This window comes from Nocardia sp. NPDC055050 (assembly GCF_053608345.1).
Window position 1 is genome coordinate 80929 of the sequence record NZ_JBSGVG010000008.1, and the last position, 22159, is coordinate 103087.

The following is a 22159-nucleotide window of genomic DNA, read 5'->3' on the forward strand; positions in this document are numbered from 1 at the left end:
ATCGGGCGCCCCTATCCTTGTGCGATATCGTCTCGGAAATGCTTGTCGGCGAACAGCTCCGGCGAAAGCCCGGTGCCGAGGCCCAGCTCACGCGCACGTGCCAACATATGGCGCCAATACGGTTTCACCGGCCGCCAGCGCGCCGCGCCGGTCTGGCAATAGGACGCGTCGACGAAGTAGCGATGCCGGTCCGACGTCGTCGTCGACAGTCGTCGCGCGTGCAGTAACGCCGAATGCAAGAGCACCGTCGAACCCGGTGGTAGCGAATCGATCACCACTTCACCATCGAGATGGTCGGTGCCGACATGCGCCATCGCCGACTTTTCGCGCGACTGATGATGCGAACCCGGCAGAATCACCAGCGCGGCCATGGTGTCATCGAGTCCGGTGAGGTAATGCAGCGTGTGCACCATCGCCAGGGTGGAATCGGCCAGATCGTTGGGTTCGTAGTCGTGGTGCCACGATTTCGCCGCGATCGTCGCGTCATGGCGGTCACTGTGCAGATGGTGGTAGACGAAATCGGGTCCGAGCAGCTGGGACAGGATCGCCATCAGCGGCCGATACGTCAGGATTTCCCCGTGCGCGGGCAATTCCAGCTCCATCACCGGCGGTATTCCGTAGGTCGCGGGATCACGGCAACTGTCGATGGACCGCGCACGTAATCCCTGGTCCACCCAGCGGTCCACTTCCGGCAACAGCCGTGCGCGCAGTTCGCCCGGAATCAGTCCCGGCACGATCAGATAGCCCGATTCGGCGAATTGTCTCGCCGCGAGAATTCCGGTGTGATCATCATCGAGAACAGGCCGCATCAGCCCGCCCCTCCCTTCGACAACAAGCGATTACACGGTGGGAACCAGGGACGCTTGCGCGTCCCGCAGCCAATTCAGGGTGCGTTCGATGCCATTCGGCAGGGCGGTGGTCGCCTCGAGGATTCGCTCGGCGCGGGCGCGGGCGACATCGAGGCAGCTGCGGCGCACTTCACCGTCGCGAGCGGCGGCATAATGCGGCAGCCACGCGGTCGGTTGCAGGCCGGCGGCGGTGCGAATCGCATCGACCAGTCCGTTGACGGTGATCTCGACCCCGGTGCCCACGTTGTATTCACCGAAACTGTGCTGACCACATTGCGCGGCAGCGATATTGGCTTCGACCACGTCGTCGACGTAGACGAAATCCCGGGTCTGCATTCCGTCGCCGTAGATGATCGGCGGACGACGATCCAGCGCGGCCGCGCAGAAACGCAGCACGACACCGGCATCACCGTCGAGTGATTGCCGCGGACCGTAGACATTGCTGTATCGCAGGGCCACGACATCGATATTCGTGGTGTCGGCGAACCAGCGCCCGTATCGTTCGCCCGCCCATTTCGCCAACCCATAGGCCGACGGTGGATCGGGCGCGGTCGCCTCGGGTGTCGGGTAGTGCGCGGACTCGCCGTAGATCGCACCGCCGGTCGAACTCAACACCACGCGCCGCACCCCGGCAGCCACTGCGGCGGCCAGCACACTGACCACACCGACCACGTTCTGCTCGGCGTCTGTCACCGGATCCGCGATCGAATAATGGACGCTGACCTGCGCGGCGAGATGGAACACCACATCCGGATGAAACCGCTGCATGATCTCGCGGACGGTATCCGCCGATCGGACGTCCGCACTGACCAAGTTCGCGCCGCGGTGCAACGCCGACTCGAGATTTCGAACATTGCCGTGGCTGAGGTCGTCCACCACGAGCACTTCGGCGCCGCGTGCCACGAGCGCATCCGTCACATGCGAACCGACAAATCCGGCACCTCCGGTCACCAACGCACGCATCACTCAGGCCCCCTGAGAAGAAGTGGTCGAGAACCATCACGAGTGGATGGCTCGAGTTGTGAACGATGTTGTCCTACACGATATTTCGGAACATCTGCCGAACCCGACGGTCCAGTCACCGTAACACGCTGTTATCCAATGATGTTGCAACTCAACAGGTTTCAATATTGCGTTCGCAGTGCGAGTCGTGATGTGACGCCGGGTCGAGTATCGGACACAGCCGAGGAGGTGCCGGCGGCGAGGTGCCCGGCCGGCGGATGCGCTGCGGAATCAGGGATCACCTGGCGCGGGCGCCCCGAACGGGACATAAGCGACTCAGCTCTCGTTCCCGTCTTACTCTGCGCCACACTGTGTTTGGATCGAGACAATCGCATTACGCACTGCAGGTGGGTAATCGGTCGATCAACGGCAGGAGCGATCTCATGCGCGGCACCGTCATCCACGCCCCCGGCGACATCCGCGTCGAACAGCTGCCCGACCCCCGGATCGAGGCGCCGACCGATGCGATCATCCGCACCGTCGCGACCTGCGTGTGCGGGACGGACCTTTGGGTCTACCGCGGCATCGAGGCCGTCCACGAACCGCAACCGATGGGCCACGAGTACATCGGTGTCATCGAAGAGGTCGGCACAGAGGTGCGCACGCTCCGGCCCGGCCAGTTCGTCGTCGGCTCGTTCGCCACCTCCGACAACACCTGCCCGAACTGCCGCCACGGCTACCAATCCCGCTGCGTGCACCGCGCATTCCTGAGCACCTGCCAGGCCGAATACATCCGTATCCCGAATGCCGCGGGCACCCTCGTCGCGCTCGACGAGACCCCCGATCGCCGTCACCTCCCCAGCCTGCTCGCCCTCTCCGATGTGATGGGCACCGGCTGGTACGCCGCCATCGCCGCCGAAGTACACCCAGGGGCGACCGCAGCTGTGGTCGGCGACGGCGCGGTCGGGCTGTGCGCCGTGCTCGCCGCACGGGAACTGGGCGCCGAACGGATCATCGCGATGAGCAGGCATCCCGCACGACAAAAGCTCGCACTGGCGTTCGGCGCCACCGATATCGTCACCGAACGCGGCACGGAGGGCGTCGCGGTAATGCTGGAGCTCACCGGCGGCATCGGCGCGGACTCGGTGATGGAATGCGTCGGCACCGGCGAGTCGGTGACCCAGGCTCTGCGCTCGACCCGCGCGGGCGGGAATCTGGGCGTCGTCGGTATCCCCCATGCTGTCGAACTCGACAGTGCCGAGATCCTCGCGTCCGCGGTGGGTGTGCGCGGCGGTGCGGCCCCCGTGCGCCGGTTCCTTCCCGATCTCATCGACCGCGTCCGCACCGACCGCATCGACCCCGGCCGAGTCTTCGACCTCGTGCTCCCCCTGGACCGGATCGCCGAGGGCTACCGCGCGATGAACGAACGCCGAGCCGTCAAAGCCCTACTACTACCGTAGTTTTAGGCGCGTCGGATCCCGCACGACCTGCAGCTCACCGCCGCGGCCAGGGTCGCCATAGTGAGTCCCGGCAACGCCGCGACAGGCTCCAGCGCGTAGTCGCGCGCTGCCTTTCGGCGACCGATATTGCCGTGGGGCGCGGGAAGCATCCCCGCGCCCCACAGGTCGCCGTTGCTTGAGCGCCCTCGAATCAGTGGCCTTTGCCGAATCTGCTACCCGCGTGCGGCGTTCGCGGTCGTGATGAACTCGATCTGCGCGGGTGAGGGTCCGCAGAACTCGCTCTCGATCCGGTCGGACTCCTCGGCCTGCATCCGATACATGCTCTCGCGCAGGCCTTCGTCGCCGCCGTGGAAGCCCTCCAAGAGCCTCATCCACCGAGCCGCCATTTCCTGCGCCTCGGGTGAGGTCGGGTCCGTGCCCGCCGCGATCGCCGCGTCGACCTGGGGGATCAGCACGGCCCAGTCCGCTTCGGCTTGCTGAATGCGCTGTTCACCGAGTTCCTCCCGGCGCAGCGCGAGCTGGGTCAACTGCTCTTCGGTGAAGTATTGCTTGATGGTGTCGTCGACCATGACGGTCCTCCTGATCAATTCCAGGAAGTGATCCGTGGATGCGTCCGACCGGCTTTGCACCGTGGCGGTCAGTGCCGCGACCAAGGCATGCAGATCCCGGGTCGCGGCCAGTTGCGCGGCCAGATAGTCGCGGTGAGCGGCCAGTACCTGCGTCATCGCCACGGAGCCCTCGAGCAGATCCGCGATCTGGTCGAGCCCCAGGCCCAGTTGCCGCAGAGCCAGCACTTGATACAGCCGCTCGACATCGCTCGCGGTGTAGAGCCGGTGGCCGGTGCCGGAGCGTTGCGCCGGGTGCACCAACCCGATCCGGTCGTAGTGATGCAACGTCCGCACCGTCAGTCCGGCCTCGGCCGCGAGCTCACCGACTTTCCACACACGCTCGGTTCCGCGCTGGTCCATCCGCTTCATCCCACTTCCACCGGCGCCCTGTGCGCCGGTGTCGTCGACGGTAGAACCTGACCTTACGTCAGGTGCAAGCCCGAATACGCCCGCCGAATCCAGAGTTCAGCACATCGCTAGACCCGATCCAGGGCCTTCCACGGCTGCGGCGGAAGTTCAGCAACGATACTGTCGCCGGGGTGGACCTCGCCACCGGTGACGACCACGCCCATGATTCCGGCCTTGCGCACAAGGGTGCCTGCCGCATCGTGGTGGACCAGCTGCTTCAACAGCCCGTCTTGGAACCTGTCGATCTGGACGCACGGGTTGCGTAGGCCGGTAATCTCCACGACCGCGGCGGAACCGATCCGCAGCAGCGCCCCCACCGGAAGTGCGAGTAGATCCAGGCCGCTGGTGGTGATGTTCTCGCCGAGATCGCCGGGGAATACGGCGAATCCGTGTTCGGCGACCTCGGTGAACAGTTCCTCGTGCATGAGGTGAACCTGCCGCAGGTTCGGCTGGGTCGGGTCCTGCGCGACCCGAGAGCGGTGTTTGACCGTTGTTCCGGCGTGGACATCGCCCTCCACACCGAGTCCTGTCAGGAGCCGAATGCTCGGTCTGGTCGGCTTGCTGAACGAGTACTCACCGTTGCTGTTCACCGCGATCACTGTGCCGCTCATCGTGTTTCGTGCCCCTCGTCGTTCGAAACGTCACGGCGAGCGTAACCCGGCACAACGCTGTCTCTCCGGCGTTTTTCGACTCAGCGAGGGGTCGGGCACTGGCCTTCGTAGCGGCTCAAGCCGAGACCGTTGGCCTTCTTGCTTCGGCCTACGGGACCGTTCTTGGCGGAGCGGACCCAGGTGCCGTCGGTGTCGAGGACGGGCATGCGTTCGCTGAAGGCTCGGCTGTAGTGGATGGTGCCGTCGACGGTGAGGATGCCGTCGCGCACGTCGATATGGGCGACGGTGGCCCAGAAGGAGCTCTTGCCGTTGCCGATGATGACGGTGATCTGGTCGGCATCCTTGTCGGGGAGGCCGTCGGGGCCGGGACGGCCGTAGCGGACGCGCACGCGCGGGTTGCCGAATTTGTCGATGGCGCCCGCACCGTTGTCCACGGATTGGTAGACGTTGAGCAGCAGATCACCGTTCTCGGTGGGGCGGACGGTGACCTGTTCGGTGGCGGGGAGGTTGTCGGCCCCGGGGCCGCGGGTGTCGCCCTGGTGATGGATGAACGGCCACTGCGTGATGTCGCCCTGGTGGCCCTTCTCCCCGCTGAGGACCACGTAGTCGCCGGTGATCTCGTTGCGGCAGAAGAAGTACACGTCCAGGTCGCCCGTGCCGAACTCGGTGACACGACCGTTCGCGTCGTATTTCGCACCGCGGCCGTCCCACTCGAGACCGACGGTCAGGACGTAGCCCGGATCGCCCTTGCGCAGGTCGATCGTGGCGCGGCGATCCGGCGACTCCTTGGTCAGCACGACATCGACTTTGCGCAGATCGACCGAGGGCGCCGGGGGTGCAACACTCTGGGGTGCAGGCGCTTCGGCCACGTGCGAGGAGACGTCGGCCGGTTCTTCGTCGACGACGATGCCGTGATCGGTCGCGAACGCCGCCAGCCCCGCGCTGTATCCCTGACCGATCGCGTCGAGACGCCACCCACTCCCCCGCCGATACAGCGCGACGGCTTGCAACACCGTCTCCGAATCCAGCCCCGGCGGCACGAAACTCACCGATTGACTGGAACCGACGGCACAGACCCGTAGCCCGGCGACCGCACCGAACCGAATCCCCTGCGCCTCGGTGCTCCCGGTGATCACCACCCGATGGATCTCGGCGGGCACTGCCGAGAGATCGACCGCGACAACAGCATCGGATTCCAGCCGAACGCCCGACGCCGCCGGATTATTGAAGAACACGAAGTCGGCATCGGAACGCACCTTGCCGTCGACGGTCAACAGCACCGCCGCGATGTCCACCGCCCCGGCCGGGCTGTCGAGATCCAGGCGCACCGTGTACCGCCCGTCGACGAGATCGGTCTTGGACCCTTTGGACACCTCGACCATCGTTGCCGCACTCCCACTCATGATTTCTGCCCCTCCACTGGTCGGCTGAGCCCCACGGTACCCGCCGGGCCTGCCATCGGGTCTGCGTTCAGTGACCGGCACGGACCTGTAGGTATGTCCAAGCACGGGCGGAAAACCGTTGGGCTCGGTCACAGATCGAGACGCAGCGGTAGCGGGAGTGGTGAGTGTGTCGTTGACTGACTGGATGGACGTCCGTGAACTGATCGACCGCAAGGCGGGTCGTCGGGTCTCGGTGGTGGTGCCCGCGCTGGATGACGAGGACACCGTCGCCGGGGTGGTCGCTTCGGTGACGCCGCTGCTCGGTGGGCTGGTCGACGAGTTGATCGTGCTCGATGCCGGGTCCGCTGATCGGACCATCGCGCGGGCGCGCGCCGCCGGGGCCGAGGTCTTCACGCGGGAGGAGGCGTTGCCGGGGGTGGCGGTGCGGCCGGGCAAGGGCGAGGTGCTGTGGCGGTCGATGGCGGTGTGTACCGGTGACCTGATTGTTTTCCTGGACGCGGACCTCGTCGACCCCGATCCGATGTCCGCGCCCACCCTGCTCGCACCGTTGCTCGCAGACCCCAACATCGCGCTGGTGAAGGGCTTCTATCGCAGGCCGACGACCGATGATGCCGACGGCGGTGGCCGGGTCACACAGCTCGTGGCGCGTCCGCTGCTCACCGCGCTCGCACCCGCGCTGGCCGAGATCATCCAGCCGCTCGGCGGCGAATGTGGGGCCACGCGTGCGTTTCTCGGGCAGATCTCCATCGCCGGCGGGTACGGCGCGGAGATCGGGATCCTGCTCGATTGCTGGCAGCGGCGCGGTGTGTCTGCCATCGCCCAGGTCGACCTCGGGATCCGCGTGCATCGTCATCGGCCGACGCACGAACTGGCGGTGATGAGCCGCCAGGTCGTGGCGACTCTGCTCGACCGACTCGGCATCCGGGATTCCGGGATCGGCCTGGTGCAGTTCCTGCCCGGGGAAACCGGGTGGCGGCGAACACCTTCCGAGGTCAGCCTGGCGGACCGGCCACCGATGTCGCGCCGCATCGCCGAGTGCCGCGACATCGCCTGACACACGAGAACGCCGGCCCCGCGAGGGACCGGCGTTCACGCCTCACACAGCGACGAGACCGAAGTCGAGCTTCACCAGTTGGTCGGCGCAATCGAAGTACCGGTCGTCATGGGTGATCACGATGACCGTCTTACCGCGGCGCTTCAGATCGGTGAGGATCTCGTGGTAGAACACATCGCGGAACCGCGGCTCCTGATCGGCGGCCCATTCGTCGAAGACATAGATCTGGCGGTCTTCGAGCAGGGCGGTGAGCAGGGCCAACCGCTTGCGCTGCCCCTGCGACAGGTCGACGGTCGACAATCGCCCGTCCTGCACCGTCACCTTGTGCGCGATCTGCAACTCGTCGAGATAACGCTGGACTTCGGCGTCGATACCGGGGCGGTCGAAACCCAGGTAATCCTCGAACAGATGGAAATCGGTGAACACCGCCGACGAATTCTGCCGGTACCACTCGATGTTGTCGTGGTCGATCCTCTCCCCGTTGAGCGACAACGACCCCGAGCGTGGCACATACAGACCGGTGATGAGCTTGGCCAGCGTCGACTTCCCGCTGCCGTTGCCACCGACGATGAACGTGATCTGGCCCGGTTCGAAAACCAGGTCGATCGGGCCGAGACGGAAACCGGCGTCCTCGGACTCGTCGCGCCCGGGCGGCGGAGCCAGCGGGCGCACATCCACGCCACCGTGGTCGACCCAGTTCTTGCCGTTGACATCCACCTGACCGCCACCCGGATGCGCGCCGGGGTGAGCGGGATGCGGATGCGGCGGCCTGCCGTCGCCCTCGCGCGGCGGCATCCCCGGACGCGGTGGATGCCCACCCGGCCCGTGCGATCCCGGCGGCGGTGGCACCTGCGAGGGCGCCTCCGAACGATAGATGTAGCTGACGTTGGTCAGTTCCAGCTTGGCCTCCCCTGCCGCTGGACGCTCCGAATACGGCAGCGACTCCTCGTCGTGCAGCGTGGTCATCGACAGGTTCATCGCCCGGATCTTGGCCAGCGCCACATCACCACGCAGCAGATCGGGGATGCGGTGCATGAAGTTCTGCATCGGCATCGCCAGGAACGTGGTGACCAGCACGTAGCCGACCATCGTCTCGCGCGGCAGATCCAGTGCGGCCGCGATGACGAACAGGATCAGCGCCATCGTGCCCAGCTGCAACGCCTGGCCGAAGCCTTGGGCGTAGGAGAACTTCGAGCCCGCGTCGGTGTTCTGATCGCGCAGCGTGCCCGCCGAACCGAGCAGGTGCCGGTCCATGAAGTCACGGCGACGACCACGGTGCAGCTTCAGTTCCTTGATGCCGAGGGTGACGGCCTGGAACGATCGCAGCAACGCGTCCTCGTTCTCCCGAGCTTCCCGGTAGATACCGCGGACGCGCTTGAGAACCAGTTCGACACAAGCGATGCCGACCAATGTGCCGCCGACCGTGACCGCGAAAATCGGTCCCGAAACCACGGCGAGGAACACGAAGCAGCCGACGATGGTCGCCACATCCACGCAGATCGAGGGAATGGCGGTGACGGCCTGCGACAGCGAACGCACGTCCTCGGTGAGCGTCGCCATCAGGCGATGCATGCCGAGCCGTTCGAGGTGTTCCAGTGGGGCGGAGACGATTCCGGAGCTCAGGTCGCTGCGCAACCGGTAGATCGCGTCCTGGGAGAGCCGGATCAGCAGAACCTGCGACAGCACACCGCTGACGAGGATCACCAGACCCGTGCCACCGAAGCGCAGCAGCAGGTTGTCCGGCTGCGGGCGCGGCGAGACGACCGCGTTGATCAGCGTCACCAGGTAGGTGTTGGCGGCGCCGCAGATCAGGCCCGCGGCGACGACGGCCGCGATCCTGGCCGGCGACAGCGCGGCGAGAAAACGGAGCAGATGCATAACCTTCGGCTCTCAGCTTCGGATGACATCGAACACGATGCCCTCGAGGGTGACACCGGGTGCGAACGAGAACGCCACACCGGTAGAGATCGGTGCCGCTGTCTGTGCGTCGCGGATCATCCGCTCCAGCACGAAGATCAGCGAGACACTGAGCATGTTGCCGTGCTCGGCGAGCACCGCCCAGCTCGGCGCCGCCAGCTCGGCGGGAATGCCGAGCGAATGCGCCGACTCCTCGATGATGCGGGGGCCACCGGGGTGGATCGCCCACAACTCGATATCGGACTTGCCGAGTCCGTTGCGCGCCAGCACTTCCGACACCACCGGGTCGACACCGCGGTAGATGTAGTCGGGCAGGCTGGTCGCCAGTTCGCAGGTGATGCCCGCGTCCTTCACGCCGAGCACGATGCCGTCCTCGGCGTCGTCGAACAGGTGGCTGAAGCTGTCGCGGATCACGACGCTGCCTGCCGCGAGCGGCTTGTGCACCTGGTTGGCGCCGATCACCACCGCCCCGCAGCCGTCACCGAACAGGCTGTGGGTGATCACGTCGTTGACGTCATCGTCGAAAACGGCGTTGACCGAACTCAATTCGATGCACAGCACCATCGCCTTCTTGTCCGGATGGGCCCGGACATAGTCGACGGCGGCGCGGATGCCGTTCATGGCCGCGGCGCAACCCATGAAATTGATGACCATCCGGCCGACCTTCGGCGACAGACCCAGCTGCTTGACCACCGCGACGTCGACGCCGGGAGCGATGAAGCCGGTGCTGGTCACGAAGATCAACTGGCCGATATCCTCGGCCGGGTCGTCCAGCCCCGCGACGGCGCGCTGGGCGACGTCGACGGCGAGCGGCACGGCGTGTTCGAAGAACAGGTTCATCCGCTCCCGGATGGTGCCGGGCTGGCGGCTGAACTCGAGGAACTCGGGGTCGAGTGGGTCGATGGCGAGGTGGCGGGTGTCGATCCTGGTCTTGGCGTAGATCCGCGGAATGCGCTGGCGCTGAGCGGGATCGGAGAACAGTTCGGCGACCCGGCCCGCGTTCACGGACTGCTCGACGACCAGCGAGGGCGAACCGGTGGCGACCGCTTCGATCACGCCGACGGTCGTCGGCGGCGTGGGTGGTAGCAGGTCGTGCCCGCGCTCGACGTCGGGCGTGCGGAGCAGGTCAAAGGAAACAGACACGGGCACAAATCCTTTCGAGACAGATCAGAGGTGGCAACGGGCCGGGTCAGACGGTTCCGATGCCGGAGAAGCCCTGCGCGGTGTAGACGACACAGGTCTTCAGCGCTGATGGTGCGCAGTGTTCGCGCACGAAACCCCACCGGTTCTCCTCGGCCTCACGGGAGGGCGCGAGCAGATAGGTCCGGCACAGCTTGGGGAAACGATCTCCGAAGAAGCTCTTGGCGGGCAGCCACTCCACACCGAACTTCGCGGCCTCCTCACGCACCACGTTCTCCGACGCGATGTTGGCGAAACCACTGCGCTGGAACGGAAGTACGTGATGAGCACGGTGCGAGCTCAAGCCCGCCGAGAGGAAGCAGTCGACGTACTTGTTACCGACCACGGTCAGGTCGTAGGCCTGCTCGAGCTGGTTCACCGCCCAGTCCTCGGTCTCGGTGTGCAGTTCCTCGGTCGGGATCTCGAAGTCGTGGCTGGCCACCACCATGAAGGTGCTGATCCACAGCGTGATCACGAACTGCAGGCCCCAGGCGAGCAGGTCGCCCGCGATGGCGAAGGCCACGAACTCGGCCACCAGCAGGAACCGCATCCCGAACGAGCCGATGAAGTGCGGCAGCGCGCCACGCCAGCTGCCGTACATGTCCTTGATGCCCACCTTGCGGGTGAGCCGGCAGACATCGAGGAGGCGAATGATCATGCCCGTCAGCAGATGTCCGAACTTGTGCACGGTGTGCACCGGCACCCGGTACAGGCGCGGGATCTGCATCATCATCGTGAAGACGTTCTTCTTGATGTCGACTTCACTCTGGGTGTGCGGGTGGTGCAGTAGCGCGTGCCCGTCGGCGGTGACGAAAGACAGTGCGACATAGTTCATGTCGAAGGCGTTGACCGCGTACTTGTTCAAGCCCTTCTGCGCGCGGTGGATCGCGTAGTGACCGAACCCGGCCAGTGAGCTGCGCAGCAGCACCATCGCGATCACGAAGGCGGGCAACGGCATCCAGCTCGTGTCGTAGAGGCGCAGCGCCTGCACGGCGATGTAGGCGAAGATCAGCACGCCGACGACGATGTTGAACGCGCGGTCCATCCGCTGCAGCCGGGCCGCCAGCTCCGGTTCCTTGAGCCGGGCCTTCACCTGGTGCAGCAGATCGGACTTGTTGTCGAACTTGTACTTCGGGGTGTCGTCCCAGCTGTTGAAGCCGTCCTTGAACAGGAAGTCGGGGGCGTTGTTCTTCGGATGGATGTCCTCGGGTGTGGCATCGCGACCGAGACTGTAACGCTCGATCATCCGCGCGATTTTTTCCGGATCACGGTGGTAGGAACCGATGATCGAGGTGATATCGCGATTTTTCGTGCGGCCGATGAAGAATTCACCGCCTGGATGCTTGGAGATCCAGTCACTCAGGTCGTAGGCTCTGCCGTTATAAACCCATACGTTGTTGACGGGAGGCCGACCCCCCGGGCCGGGCGGTGGCGGGAGCTCGCGCTCCGCTTCATCAGGTCGATCATCGATCGTCATTAGTTCTTCCTCCGTGTCCGATCGGCGTCCGATGCGTGTTGCCTGCCGACCAGCGTCCCGACACGTATAGTCCTTGTGGCGCCTTGCATCTCGCTGAACATTCTCTTATTGGATGCGTACTCGTGCGTTCGTGATTCGTTTACCGCAGGCGACACCCAGACGACACACCGGCCCGGGGCTGCGGAGGGCACTGCGTGCCAGGCTCCGCTGACCCCGGACCGGTGTGGGTTGATCCGGTATTACCGGCGAATATCAGCCGGCGGGCTTGATGATGTTGACGGGCTTGGCCCAGTTCGACAGGCCGACGGTGACCTCACCCTGATCCTTCTTCACCACGGCGCGAACAAGATTCGGGCCGTCGCCGGTGGACGCGGCGTCCGAGGGCTTGGTCGAATCGGAGGCGGGCGGGGCGGTGTCCTGGATCCACACGGTGATCGGCATGGTGCCCGCGTTCTGACCGATGCGCGGCACGATCGGGTCGATCACAGCGGCGTCGATGGTGCCGGAGACCTTGACGGTGTTGATGCCGTCGATCACCTCACGGCCCTCGGTCTTCGCGTTCTGGATATTGGCGATCACATTCGCGATGCCCTTGTCCTTGTCCAGGATGACGCCCGGATCGTAGACCTTCTCCGCCGGGCCCGACGGCACGTAGCGGCCACCGGCCTGGGTGTACAGGACCTTGTCCACCACAAGGAACTTCGCCTCGGTGAACGAGGCTTCGGGGGTGAGCTTGACCTTCGCGTCACCCATCGCCGCGCCCGAGCCCTGGGTCTCGTTGGTGACATCGGCCGACACGGTTTCCACCGGCAGGTCGGGCAGGTTCTTGACGTTGATCTTCAGGTGCACGTTGTGCAGGGTCTGCGTGGTCTTCGCCGACTCCTTCACGATCTGTGCGCCCTCGGGCAGCTGGCCGGTGGGCGCCGGGCCCGCCGTGGTGGCCGAATCGTCTTTGGTGCAGCCGGATACGAGGGCCGCGCAGACCGCCGCCGCCGCGACGACCGAAGTGATGCCGGAACGTCGCGCGAAGCGCCGACGCGAGGTGGGGTTCGGTGTCATGTGGATCAAGTTTCATCCCCTGGAGATGGTCGCATATCGGTATAGGGCAGCCGAAGACCATCGTTCATCTCGTGCTCCCCCGTCGGCGATAGTACCTGAGGAATTCAGTTTGCGAGTTGTGTCTTCGCGCTATCGATTTCGGATATCTGAGTCCCGGCGTGATCCGCCATCACCCCAGGTCAGCCGACCGGTGGAATCGCCGCCGATGATCGTCGCCGGGCCGCCGCCGCTCGTCGTCCGACATCGCCAGCAGCTCGGAGAGCTTCGCGGCCTCGGCGTCGTCGACCGGGGTGAAGATCTGGATCCACTCGCCGTCGGTGGCGGGCAGACTCATGATCGTCAGATGCATCGCGAGGTCACCCACGGCGAGATGCTGGATCACCTTGACCAGGTTCACCGGCACCGCCACGTCGTTGCGAGCCCACATTCGGGCGAACTCGGCGCTGGACGTACACAGCTCGTCGATCAACTCCTGCCAGGCCGGATCGTCGAGGTGACGGACCGACGCACCGCGCAGGTAGGCAACCATGCGACGCAGATCATCGATGTTGTGCCGATAGGGATTGCAGCACTCCGGTGTCAGGAACACCGTGCGCAGCACATTGGCGTCGGGGCGGGCGAGGCCGGGAAACAACACGCGATAGGCGTCATTGTGCGCCAGGACGTCGTATCGGGAATCGAGAAGCACCGCGGGCAAGGGTGCGAGCTGGTCCAGGATCATCGGCAGACCGGGCGGCATCGCCGACTCCGCCGCCGCAGCGGGCACCGACGGCACATCCGCGAGGCGATAGAGATGCACTTTCTCGGCGTGATCCAGGCCGAGGGTGCGCGCCACCGCGTCGAGCACCTGAACACTGGCGTTGATCGGTCTGCCCTGCTCCAGCCACGTGTACCAGGTGACGCCGATTCCCGACAGCTGCGCGACTTCTTCGCGCCGCAGACCCGGCGTTCGCCGCCGCGGGCCCGGTGGCAGACCCACATCCGCGGGGGTGATCTTGGCGCGACGGGACTTCAGGAACGCACCGAGCTGGGCTCGGCGCTCGATGCTCACCGAGCGCAGGTCGACCGCTTCACTCATCCCATCATCGTGGTCCATGCCGATCCTGGTATCCAGGTGGTGCTGGTACCCGGATCAGCTTGCGCTGCGTCGAATTCAGTGCGTGCGCAAATGCCGGTCCCGGCCGGTTCGAGCGCCGGATCACCGCTGCGCGATCAGTAGATTGTGGTCAACTCGACGCGCTCAGGAGGTTCCGCTGTGGCGGTACACACGCTCACCCTCGCCGTGGCCACGGCCGACGGCAAGGCCGATTCCTTCCTCGCCTACCCCGACGACAACGCGCCCCACCCCGCGGTGCTGGTGTTCTCCGACGCGTTCGGGCTGCGGCCGGTGGTGCGCCGTGACGCCGAACGCCTCGCCGCCCACGGCTTCACGGTGCTCGTTCCGAATCTGTTCTACCGCCACGGTTGCGCACCGGTGGTCGACCTTCCCGATGTCATCGGGGCCGACCGTCGCGGTGAGATCTTCGGTGTCCTGCGCCCGCTGCTGACCGCGTTGACACCCGAGCTCGTCGTCGCCGACGCCGCCGCGTATCTGTCGTGGCTGGCGGATTCCCCGCTGACCACGGGCAATCCGGTGGGCCTGTCCGGCTATTGCATGGGCGTGCGCCACGCACTACACACCGCCGCCGCCTACCCCGACCGAGTGGCCGCGGTGGCCGGCTTTCACGGCGGCCGGCTGGCCACCGAAGACTCCACCAGCCCGCACGCCGTAGTCGATCGAATCACCGCCGAGGTGTATCTCGCGCACGCCGACGCCGACCCCGGCCTCCCGCCGGAACAGATCGAACAGCTCGACGCCGCCTTCAGCGCCGCAGGCACCATCTTCCGCACCGAGGTGTATCCCGGTGCCGGCCACGGCTTCACCCAATCCGACACCGATGTCTATGACGCCGGGGCCGATGCCCGGCACTGGACCGAACTGACCGGCTTGTTCACCCGCGTTCTGCGCTGAACCTGCTCGGTAGGGCGGCCCGCGGGTTCGGCGACATCGGTGGCCAGCGGGCCCACGAACAGCCACCGGCTGTGATCAGCAATCCGGGCTCGTCGCTCGCGCAGCGACCATGTCGGTGAAGGCGGTGGCGACGAGGGCGACGGAGTGATCGGTGTCCGCGCTCAGTGCCCGCAGGGTCGCCAGCGCGCGGGTGCCGGGCAGCTCCACCAGCGCTTGGACGAGCCGGATGCGGATGCCGGCGTCGTCTTCGTGTGCGGTCAGCGCGGCGGTCAGCGCGCCCAGTATTCGATCCGCGGATTCCGGGTCCTGCGACAGCGCGCCGAGCACTTCGCCGGCGTCGACATCGTTGGTGCCCGCGATCACCATGGCCACCAGGATCGGTTCGGCCGCTCTGATCCCGCGACTGCCGGCGGCCAGGGCGGCGGGGGCACGGACGGTCGGGTTCGGGTCGTCGAGTGCGGCGGTGAGCAGCGCGGTCGCGGCGTCGCCCGGGATTTCCGCCACGGCCAGCACCGCCCGGCGCCGGACCTCGGCATCGGCGGCGGCCAGCCCGGGCGCGAGCCCGACCAGTCCGTCCTCGCCTGCCCGCGACAGCGCCCAGCGCAGGGCGCCTGCCATGTTGGGTTCGGCCTCGGTGAGCACGGCCGCGGCCAGCATCTCGGTCGGCACCGGCACGTTGTCGGCCGGGTTCAGCACTGCCTGCAGGCGGCGGTGGGGGTCGGTCGAGCCGAGTGTGCGCATGAGTTCGACGATGCGTAGCGCGTCGTGCCAGTCACCGGGCTCGGCGTTTTCGACGGCGCGCAGACGTTCGAGTAGTTCGCGCTCGCGCGCCAGCCGTTCCTCGGTGCGTGCGATCAGCTCGCTCACCAAGGTCTGCGGCGTGAACGATTTGTCTGCGAGTACGCGAGCGATCTCGCGCAGCGACAGCCCGAGGGAGCGCAGGCTCTCCACGTGGAAGATGCCACGGATGTCGGCGTCGGAGTACTGGCGGTAGCCGCCGACGGTGCGCCCGGTGGGCCGCACCAGTCCGAGCGAGTCGTAGTGGCGCAGCATTCGGGTGCTGACTCCCGAACGCCGCGCCACCTCGCCGATCAGCACGGTGCGCCGTCGAGCGCCGCGACTCTTTTCGCCGCGTCGATGTCGGGATCGAAGGCCGCGTCCGGGTCGCGCAGCAGCCGCTCGGTGGCCTGTGCGTGACCTCGCACGTGCGGGTCGGTACTGCCGGCCGCCCGGTGGAGCACCGTGGTGATCGCCTCACCCAGGGTGGCCAGCGCCCGGCTCAGGCTGCGCCGAACATCTCGATCACCGCGTCCGAATTGGGTGGCTAGTTCGGTGGCCAGCGCCGCGCGCTCGGCATCGGGCACGAGAACGACCGCGGCTCGCCACGCGCTGCGGGCCACGTCGTCGTCGGGATCGCGCAGCAGCGCGGGGGTGATCGCCGGCCAGACTGCCGGATCGCCGATCTTGGACAGGGTGTGCAGCGCTTGGCTGCGGGCCTGGGCACCCCCGGATTCCAGCTCGGCGCGCAGCCGCGGCACGGTCAGCTCGCCGGGGAGCCTGGTCAGTGCCCAGGTGAGCATGTCGCGGACGAAGAAGTCCGGCTCCACGGCGCAGCGGTCGATCAGGACTCCGAGCAGCGCCGGGCGTGGCTGTGTGCCCGCGGCCAGGGCAGCCCGCAGCCGGATCGACGCAGTCTCCGCACTCAGTGCGGCAAGCAGCCGCGGGTCTACCGAGTGTGCTGGTGTCGAGTTCATGGGAACCACCTCCTGCCTCCAGTGAAGACGTTGTCACTGTGTCAGGGTCAAGCGCTCGATCGTGTCATGATGCTCAGCCGTGTCGCGGGGCCCCGATCCGTTGGATTCGACCGCCGAACGTGACTCGGTGGACGAATTGATCCTCGGCGCCCTCGCTCAGGTGTGACTGTGCGACGAAAGTGCTGTGCCGACAAGGTTTTCCAGTGCCGCGCGGGCGTTGGCGACGGCGATGCGGGCGGCGATGACGGGCGAGAGCAGTGCGCGGGGTTTGTCGACGAGTCCCATCACCCGGTACAGGGTTGTCGCGACCGCGGTGTCACGCTCGGCGGCGATCAGCACCGGCTCGAGCGCCGCCACGGCGGCTCGGACCGGCAACGAGACACCGGCACTGACGTGTGGCATGGCGCCGTCGGCGATCACGGTGAGTTGCCAGGCGTTGTCGATTTCCGGCGTGACCGCCGTGTAGAACCTGGTGGCAAGATTCTTTCCACCCCGCGCGAGGCACTCACGCAGCACGGCCATCTGGATCGCGGCGACAGTCATGCCCTGCCCGTAGACGGGGCTGAAGCTGCACAGGCTGTCACCGACCGCGAGCAGTCCCTCGGGAAAGCGATCGAGCCGCTCGTAGCGTCGGCGCAGGTTGGCCTTGTAGCGGAAGGTCGAGATATCGCCGATGATTTCACCGTTCTTGATGGCATCGAGCACGTCGGGCGGGGCGATGGCTGCGGCGAAGTCGAGGAATCCTTCCTGGTCCCTGGGCGGCTCCTCGCCGTCGTGGCCGATCAGCGTCAGGATGTGCCGGTTGCCCTCGACGGCGAACAGGGCGAGGGCACGCGGGGGTAAATCGCGTACCCCGATCGTGACCAGCTTGTCGTGAGGCAATGCGTTCGGCGGCAGCTGGATGAAGGCGCTGCGGTAGATGATGTCGATCGCGGTGCCTTCTTCGGCTGGGCGGTCGTAGCCGAGCTTGTCGAGCCATGAGGGGACGACGCCGGCTCGACCCATCGATGCCACGACCAGGTCCGCGTCGATGGTTTCACGCGCCCCGTCCGAACGGTCCACGATCGCGACCCCGGATATCCGCGTTCCATCGGTGCTGACAACGAGCGACCCGGCATCACACCTGTCGCGAATGGTGACGTTGGGCAGCGCCGCGACCCGCGTGCGAAGGTGCTGCTCGAGGTGTGGGCGACTTGCTTGAAAGGCCCTGTGTCCGGTCGATACTCGCTTGAGGGTCCGACCGGCCATGGTGAAGCGGACTTCGCGGAGCGCGTCGCATTCGACCACACCGCTTGTTCGCATGTCCTGCCCGAACCCTGGGAACAATTCCTCGAGGATGTCCTTGCCCCGCGGCAGCAGCCCGTGCACGTGGCGCCCCTGCGGGACTCCCTTTCGCGCCTCGGAGTCCGGGAGCAGGGCATCCCGCTCGATCACCGTCACCATCGAGTAGGCCTCGCTGAGCACCCGAGCGGCCAATAGCCCGCCGATGCCCGCGCCCAACACGACCGCGTGATCGCCGATTCTCCGCATGCCATACCTCCGAACGTCGTTGTTCCGAGTCCTGTTCATGGATCGAGTCAGGGATCCATGACTGAGACTGAATGCCAATATAGTCTCAGTGCTGACATGACCACAACCGGGCGTGCCATCCCGGATCGGGAACAGGGAGAATGACCGGCATGACCAACGCGACGCAGTCGTCCTGCTTGCTTGTGGACACAGCCTTGGCGATGATGGCCGAGACCGGCCTGGATGATCTGACGCTGACCGCGGTCGCTCGCCGGGCGGGCGTCTCACGCGCGACCGCCTACCGTGAGTTCGGAGACAAGAACGGTCTCATCGCGGCCGTCAGCAAAATCGAAGTTGCCCGCATGATGAGCGCCGCCTACCTGGAGATAGACATCTTCACGCCGGTACGGCAGCTGGCGAAAGAGGCCGTGGTCTTTGCGATCCCCTACCTGCGCCGACACCCGGTGATCTCCCGACTGCGCGACCAGGAACCAGGATGGCTGCTCAATGTCGCGATCGAGCACGAGGGGTCGAAGCTCAACCTGATCGAAACCGTCGGCGCCTTCGTCGCACCACTGCTGGCGGCCCGCGACGACAGCGCAGCACTGGTGGTCACACCGGCACAGGCGGCGGAGATCGCCGTCCGCACCGTGCTCTCGCATGTGCTGATCCAGCGCAGCAGCCTCACCGACGAACAGGTCGGCGACACGGTAGCCCGCGCTATCAGCCGCTAGCAGATCCGAGGACTGCAACGGATCATGCTATCCGTATCAGTGAGCGCCGGATCCGTGTACGTCGTCGGCCATGCCGATTCCGGTCTCAACATGGTGCTGGTACCGGACAGCGACAGGCCCCGTCCTCGGTGAGATTCACCCGTTACGGGGGATACGGACCCATCGACGGCAGCTCTACCGTCGAAACCATGACCACCACCTCACAGGTCGTCATCAGTGAGCAGGCCGCCGACGACATCGGCTCGCGCGGCGCCGACTTCTCGCACACGCGTCCCGACTCATGTCCGAACTGCTGTTGGCAGAACTGAAATCGAAGGGATAACCATGTCGCGCAGGCGCACTCACGTTCCTCAGGTCTCCCCGGCATACACCGGGCGGCTGTCGATGGCGCCGGTACCCGCGCTGCGGATGCCCGAGGAATCGATGGATCCTGACGTCGCCTATCGATTCATCCACGACGAACTGATGCTCGACGGGAGCAGCAGGCTGAATCTGGCGACCTTCGTCTCGACGTGGATGGATCCACAGGCCGAGAAGCTGATGGCGGAGACGTTCGACAAGAACATGATCGACAAGGATGAATACCCCGCGACCGCGGCGATCGAGCAACGGTGTGTGTGCATGGTCGCCGACCTGTTCCATGCGGAGGGCCTGCGCGACGACGACCCGTCCAGTGCCACCGGGGTATCGACGATCGGATCCAGCGAGGCGGTGATGCTGGCCGGGCTGGCGATGAAGTGGCTGTGGCGCGAGAAGGTCGGCGACGGGTGGAAAGGCCGCACACCGAACATGGTGATGGGGTCCAACGTGCAGGTGGTGTGGGAGAAGTTCTGCCGCTATTTCGACGTCGAGCCGCGGTATCTGCCGATGGAGAAGGGCCGCTACGTCATTACACCCGAGCAGGTGCTGGCCAACGTCGACGAGGACACCATCGGCGTGGTGGCCATCTTGGGCACGACATTCACCGGCGAACTCGAACCGATCAACGACATCTGCGCGGCGCTCGACAAGCTCGCTGCCGACACAGGACTGGACATCCCCGTGCACGTCGACGCGGCCAGCGGCGGCTTTGTGGTGCCCTTCCTGCATCCCGATCTGGTGTGGGATTTCCGGCTGCCGCGCGTGGTGTCGATCAACGTCAGTGGCCACAAATACGGGCTGACGTATCCCGGCATCGGGTTCGTGGTGTGGCGCGGCCCCGAGTACCTGCCCGACGACCTGATTTTCCGGGTCAACTACCTGGGCGGCGACATGCCCACTTTCACCCTGAACTTCTCCCGACCCGGCAATCAGGTCATCGGCCAGTACTACAACTTCCTCAGGCTCGGCCGATTCGGCTACAGCCTGGTCATGCAATCCCTCTCGCAAACCGCGCGCTGGCTCGGCGACCAGCTGCGCGCGAGCGGACACTTCGAGGTGATCACCGACGGCTCGGCGATCCCGGTGATCAGCTTCCGGCTGTCGGGCGACCCTGAATACACCGAGTTCGACGTCTCGCACGCGCTGCGCTCCTACGGCTGGCAGGTGCCCGCGTACACCATGCCGGACAACGCTACCGATATCGCGGTGCTGCGCGTCGTGGTGCGGGAGGGGTTCTCGGCGGACATGGCCAGGGCGTTGAGCGAGGACATCACCGCCGCGCTCGGGCACCTCGACACGCTCAAACCCAACGGATACTTCGACCGGCTGAAGCCGTTCGCCCACTAACCCGGCCGCGAATCACCCCGGTGCGCTCACGTCGCGTGGAGATACACCGGAACACTGGCGTGCCCGTTGGAGATGAAACTCGGCACCGGCGTCAGTTCGGTCCGGCTCGTGGCCAGGCTCATCCGAGGGAACCGATCGAACAGTGCAGGCAACGCAACAGCCGCTTCGAGACGGGCCAGTGACGCGCCGATGCAGTGGTGTGCGCCGTGGCCGAAGGCGAGGTGCTGATCGCGGGTGGCACGGGTGGGATCGAACTCGGCGGTGCTGGCGCCGTGCACTTTCGGGTCGCGGCCTGCGCCTGCGTAGGAGGCCAAGATGGCCTCGCCCTTGCCGATTCGGTACTTCCCGGCGATGTCGATGTCCTCGACCGCGTATCGGAGGGGCAGGTGTGCCACCGGTGCCTGGAAGCGCAGCGTCTCCTCGACCACGTCTGCCCACGACACCTGCCCTGCGGCCACCGCGGCGCGCTGCTCAGGATGGGTGAGCAGGGCGACGATCGCTTGGTCGAGCAGATTGACCGTGGTCTCGTGACCGGCATTGATGATCAGCATCAGGGTGTCGGCGAGTTCCTTCTCCGACAGCGCGGAGTCGTCCTCGTCGCGCGTGGCGATCAGCGCGCTGGTGACATCGTCACCAGGATGCGCACGACGGTAGGCGACGAGTTCGCCGACCAGTCCATACATTTCGAGGTAGTTGGCCTGCGCCTGCTCGGCGGTGAACGAGCCGTCGAAGAAGCCGTCCACGCACTTGTGCAGCGCAGGCCCCAGCCCTTCGGGCACACCGACCAGTTCGGTGATGACCCGGATCGGAACCGGATAGGCGAAGCCGCTTCGCAGATCGACCGGTGCGCCGGCCGGGGTGGCTGCCAGCGCGTCGAGCAGGTTCTCGGTGATCTCGGCGATCCGCGGACGCAGCGCGGTACTGCGGCGATGACTGAAAGCTGGGGACACCAGTCGGCGCAGCCTGCGGTGATCGGCGCCGTAGGCGGTGAACATGTTGTCGACCGCTACCCACGGCAGCAACGGCCACGCCTCGGTGATCTCGCCGTTGATGAACGACATCCAGTGCTGTCTGGGGTCCTTCGACACCCGAGGATCGGCGAGCAGACTCCGCAGCACTGCCTGATCGGTGACCGACCAGGCGGGCACGCCACCGGGCAGTTCGACCAGCGCCACCGGGCCACGTTGCTGAATGCGTGCCGACTCACCTTGGATGTCGGCACCGGTCGTATCCAGCACGATCGGTTCCATGAAAATCTCCTCCACCAGGGTCTACGCCCGTAATCGACAGCGCCGCAGCCAGTTTCACCCGACCGATTACGAACTTACCCCTCGGCTGAGCGGTCCAGGGGACGAATAGGGGCACCAACGGCGGACGTTGATCGGTAGCCTCGTCATCGCGCGGGACCGGCTGAGGGCGCGGCGGACCCAGAAGCCGTGAGCCGATACACGATGATGTGACGGCCGTTTCCCGTCAGG

Annotated in this window: 19 protein-coding genes; 5 read left to right on the top strand and 14 right to left on the bottom strand. The window is 66.1% G+C overall.

Annotation, left to right across the window (positions count from 1 at the left end):
- Positions 1-11: 11 nt before the first annotated feature.
- Both ACWGCN_RS10685 and ACWGCN_RS10690 read right to left on the bottom strand, forming a co-directional pair.
- Positions 12-809: a phytanoyl-CoA dioxygenase family protein gene (locus ACWGCN_RS10685; RefSeq protein ID WP_449962736.1), complete on the bottom strand. Its 798-nt coding sequence runs from the start codon at positions 807-809 to the stop codon at positions 12-14.
- A gap of 30 nt (positions 810-839) precedes the next feature.
- Positions 840-1811 (bottom strand): NAD-dependent epimerase/dehydratase family protein, encoded by a 972-nt coding sequence (locus tag ACWGCN_RS10690; protein WP_452451552.1) that lies wholly within the window; start codon positions 1809-1811, stop codon positions 840-842.
- Between the two features lie 422 nt (positions 1812-2233).
- On the opposite strand from ACWGCN_RS10690, the gene ACWGCN_RS10695 reads away from it, so the two are divergent.
- Positions 2234-3250 carry a zinc-dependent alcohol dehydrogenase family protein gene (locus ACWGCN_RS10695; RefSeq protein WP_452457613.1) on the top strand — a complete coding sequence of 339 codons (1017 nt, stop codon included), beginning with the start codon at positions 2234-2236 and terminating at the stop codon, positions 3248-3250.
- Between the two features lie 212 nt (positions 3251-3462).
- Here the strand turns inward: ACWGCN_RS10695 and ACWGCN_RS10700 are convergent, their stop codons facing one another.
- From ACWGCN_RS10700 to ACWGCN_RS10710, 3 genes are all read right to left on the bottom strand, one after another.
- A complete protein-coding gene (locus tag ACWGCN_RS10700; protein ID WP_452529008.1) occupies positions 3463-4218 on the bottom strand; it encodes a MerR family transcriptional regulator in 756 nt (251 codons plus the stop codon).
- Positions 4219-4334: 116 nt separating this feature from the next.
- Positions 4335-4877, bottom strand: a complete 543-nt coding sequence (locus tag ACWGCN_RS10705) for an MOSC domain-containing protein (protein WP_387445146.1) — start codon at positions 4875-4877, stop codon at positions 4335-4337.
- 80 nt (positions 4878-4957) lie between these two features.
- A complete protein-coding gene (locus tag ACWGCN_RS10710; RefSeq protein ID WP_387445148.1) occupies positions 4958-6280 on the bottom strand; it encodes a TerD family protein in 1323 nt (440 codons plus the stop codon).
- Between the two features lie 157 nt (positions 6281-6437).
- Between ACWGCN_RS10710 and ACWGCN_RS10715 the strand changes: the two genes are divergently transcribed.
- On the top strand, positions 6438-7334 hold the full coding sequence (locus tag ACWGCN_RS10715) for a glucosyl-3-phosphoglycerate synthase (RefSeq protein ID WP_452457614.1): 897 nt from the start codon (positions 6438-6440) through the stop codon (positions 7332-7334).
- Positions 7335-7376: 42 nt separating this feature from the next.
- Here the strand turns inward: ACWGCN_RS10715 and ACWGCN_RS10720 are convergent, their stop codons facing one another.
- From ACWGCN_RS10720 to ACWGCN_RS10740, 5 genes are all read right to left on the bottom strand, one after another.
- Positions 7377-9212, bottom strand: coding sequence for an ATP-binding cassette domain-containing protein (locus ACWGCN_RS10720; protein WP_387445150.1), 1836 nt, complete (start codon positions 9210-9212; stop codon positions 7377-7379).
- A gap of 12 nt (positions 9213-9224) precedes the next feature.
- On the bottom strand, positions 9225-10394 hold the full coding sequence (locus ACWGCN_RS10725; RefSeq protein WP_452451539.1) for a type III polyketide synthase: 1170 nt from the start codon (positions 10392-10394) through the stop codon (positions 9225-9227).
- Between the two features lie 46 nt (positions 10395-10440).
- Entirely contained in the window at positions 10441-11907 is a 1467-nt protein-coding gene (locus ACWGCN_RS10730) for a fatty acid desaturase (protein ID WP_378995943.1), read from the bottom strand.
- 252 nt (positions 11908-12159) lie between these two features.
- Positions 12160-12966, bottom strand: coding sequence for an LppX_LprAFG lipoprotein (locus ACWGCN_RS10735; RefSeq protein WP_378995946.1), 807 nt, complete (start codon positions 12964-12966; stop codon positions 12160-12162).
- Between the two features lie 169 nt (positions 12967-13135).
- Positions 13136-14044, bottom strand: a complete 909-nt coding sequence (locus ACWGCN_RS10740) for a helix-turn-helix transcriptional regulator (protein ID WP_452457615.1) — start codon at positions 14042-14044, stop codon at positions 13136-13138.
- Positions 14045-14221: 177 nt separating this feature from the next.
- Between ACWGCN_RS10740 and ACWGCN_RS10745 the strand changes: the two genes are divergently transcribed.
- On the top strand, positions 14222-14977 hold the full coding sequence (locus ACWGCN_RS10745; RefSeq protein WP_449962768.1) for a dienelactone hydrolase family protein: 756 nt from the start codon (positions 14222-14224) through the stop codon (positions 14975-14977).
- A gap of 75 nt (positions 14978-15052) precedes the next feature.
- On the opposite strand, the gene ACWGCN_RS10750 is transcribed toward ACWGCN_RS10745, so the two are convergent.
- From ACWGCN_RS10750 to ACWGCN_RS10760, 3 genes are all read right to left on the bottom strand, one after another.
- The gene (locus ACWGCN_RS10750; RefSeq protein WP_452457616.1) at positions 15053-16075 is read right to left on the bottom strand and encodes a MerR family transcriptional regulator; all 1023 of its coding nucleotides are present in this window, start codon (positions 16073-16075) and stop codon (positions 15053-15055) included.
- Positions 16069-16731: a HEAT repeat domain-containing protein gene (locus ACWGCN_RS10755; protein ID WP_452457617.1), complete on the bottom strand. Its 663-nt coding sequence runs from the start codon at positions 16729-16731 to the stop codon at positions 16069-16071. Before ACWGCN_RS10755 ends, ACWGCN_RS10750 begins: the two co-directional genes overlap by 7 nt.
- A 156-nt stretch (positions 16732-16887) precedes the next feature.
- Positions 16888-18261: an FAD-dependent oxidoreductase gene (locus tag ACWGCN_RS10760; protein ID WP_452457618.1), complete on the bottom strand. Its 1374-nt coding sequence runs from the start codon at positions 18259-18261 to the stop codon at positions 16888-16890.
- 140 nt (positions 18262-18401) lie between these two features.
- Between ACWGCN_RS10760 and ACWGCN_RS10765 the strand changes: the two genes are divergently transcribed.
- A complete protein-coding gene (locus ACWGCN_RS10765) occupies positions 18402-18974 on the top strand; it encodes a TetR/AcrR family transcriptional regulator (protein ID WP_452457619.1) in 573 nt (190 codons plus the stop codon).
- Positions 18975-19298: 324 nt separating this feature from the next.
- Positions 19299-20681 carry a glutamate decarboxylase gene (locus ACWGCN_RS10770; RefSeq protein ID WP_452457620.1) on the top strand — a complete coding sequence of 461 codons (1383 nt, stop codon included), beginning with the start codon at positions 19299-19301 and terminating at the stop codon, positions 20679-20681.
- Between the two features lie 26 nt (positions 20682-20707).
- On the opposite strand, the gene ACWGCN_RS10775 is transcribed toward ACWGCN_RS10770, so the two are convergent.
- On the bottom strand, positions 20708-21931 hold the full coding sequence (locus ACWGCN_RS10775; protein WP_452457621.1) for a cytochrome P450 family protein: 1224 nt from the start codon (positions 21929-21931) through the stop codon (positions 20708-20710).
- Positions 21932-22159: the final 228 nt, after the last annotated feature.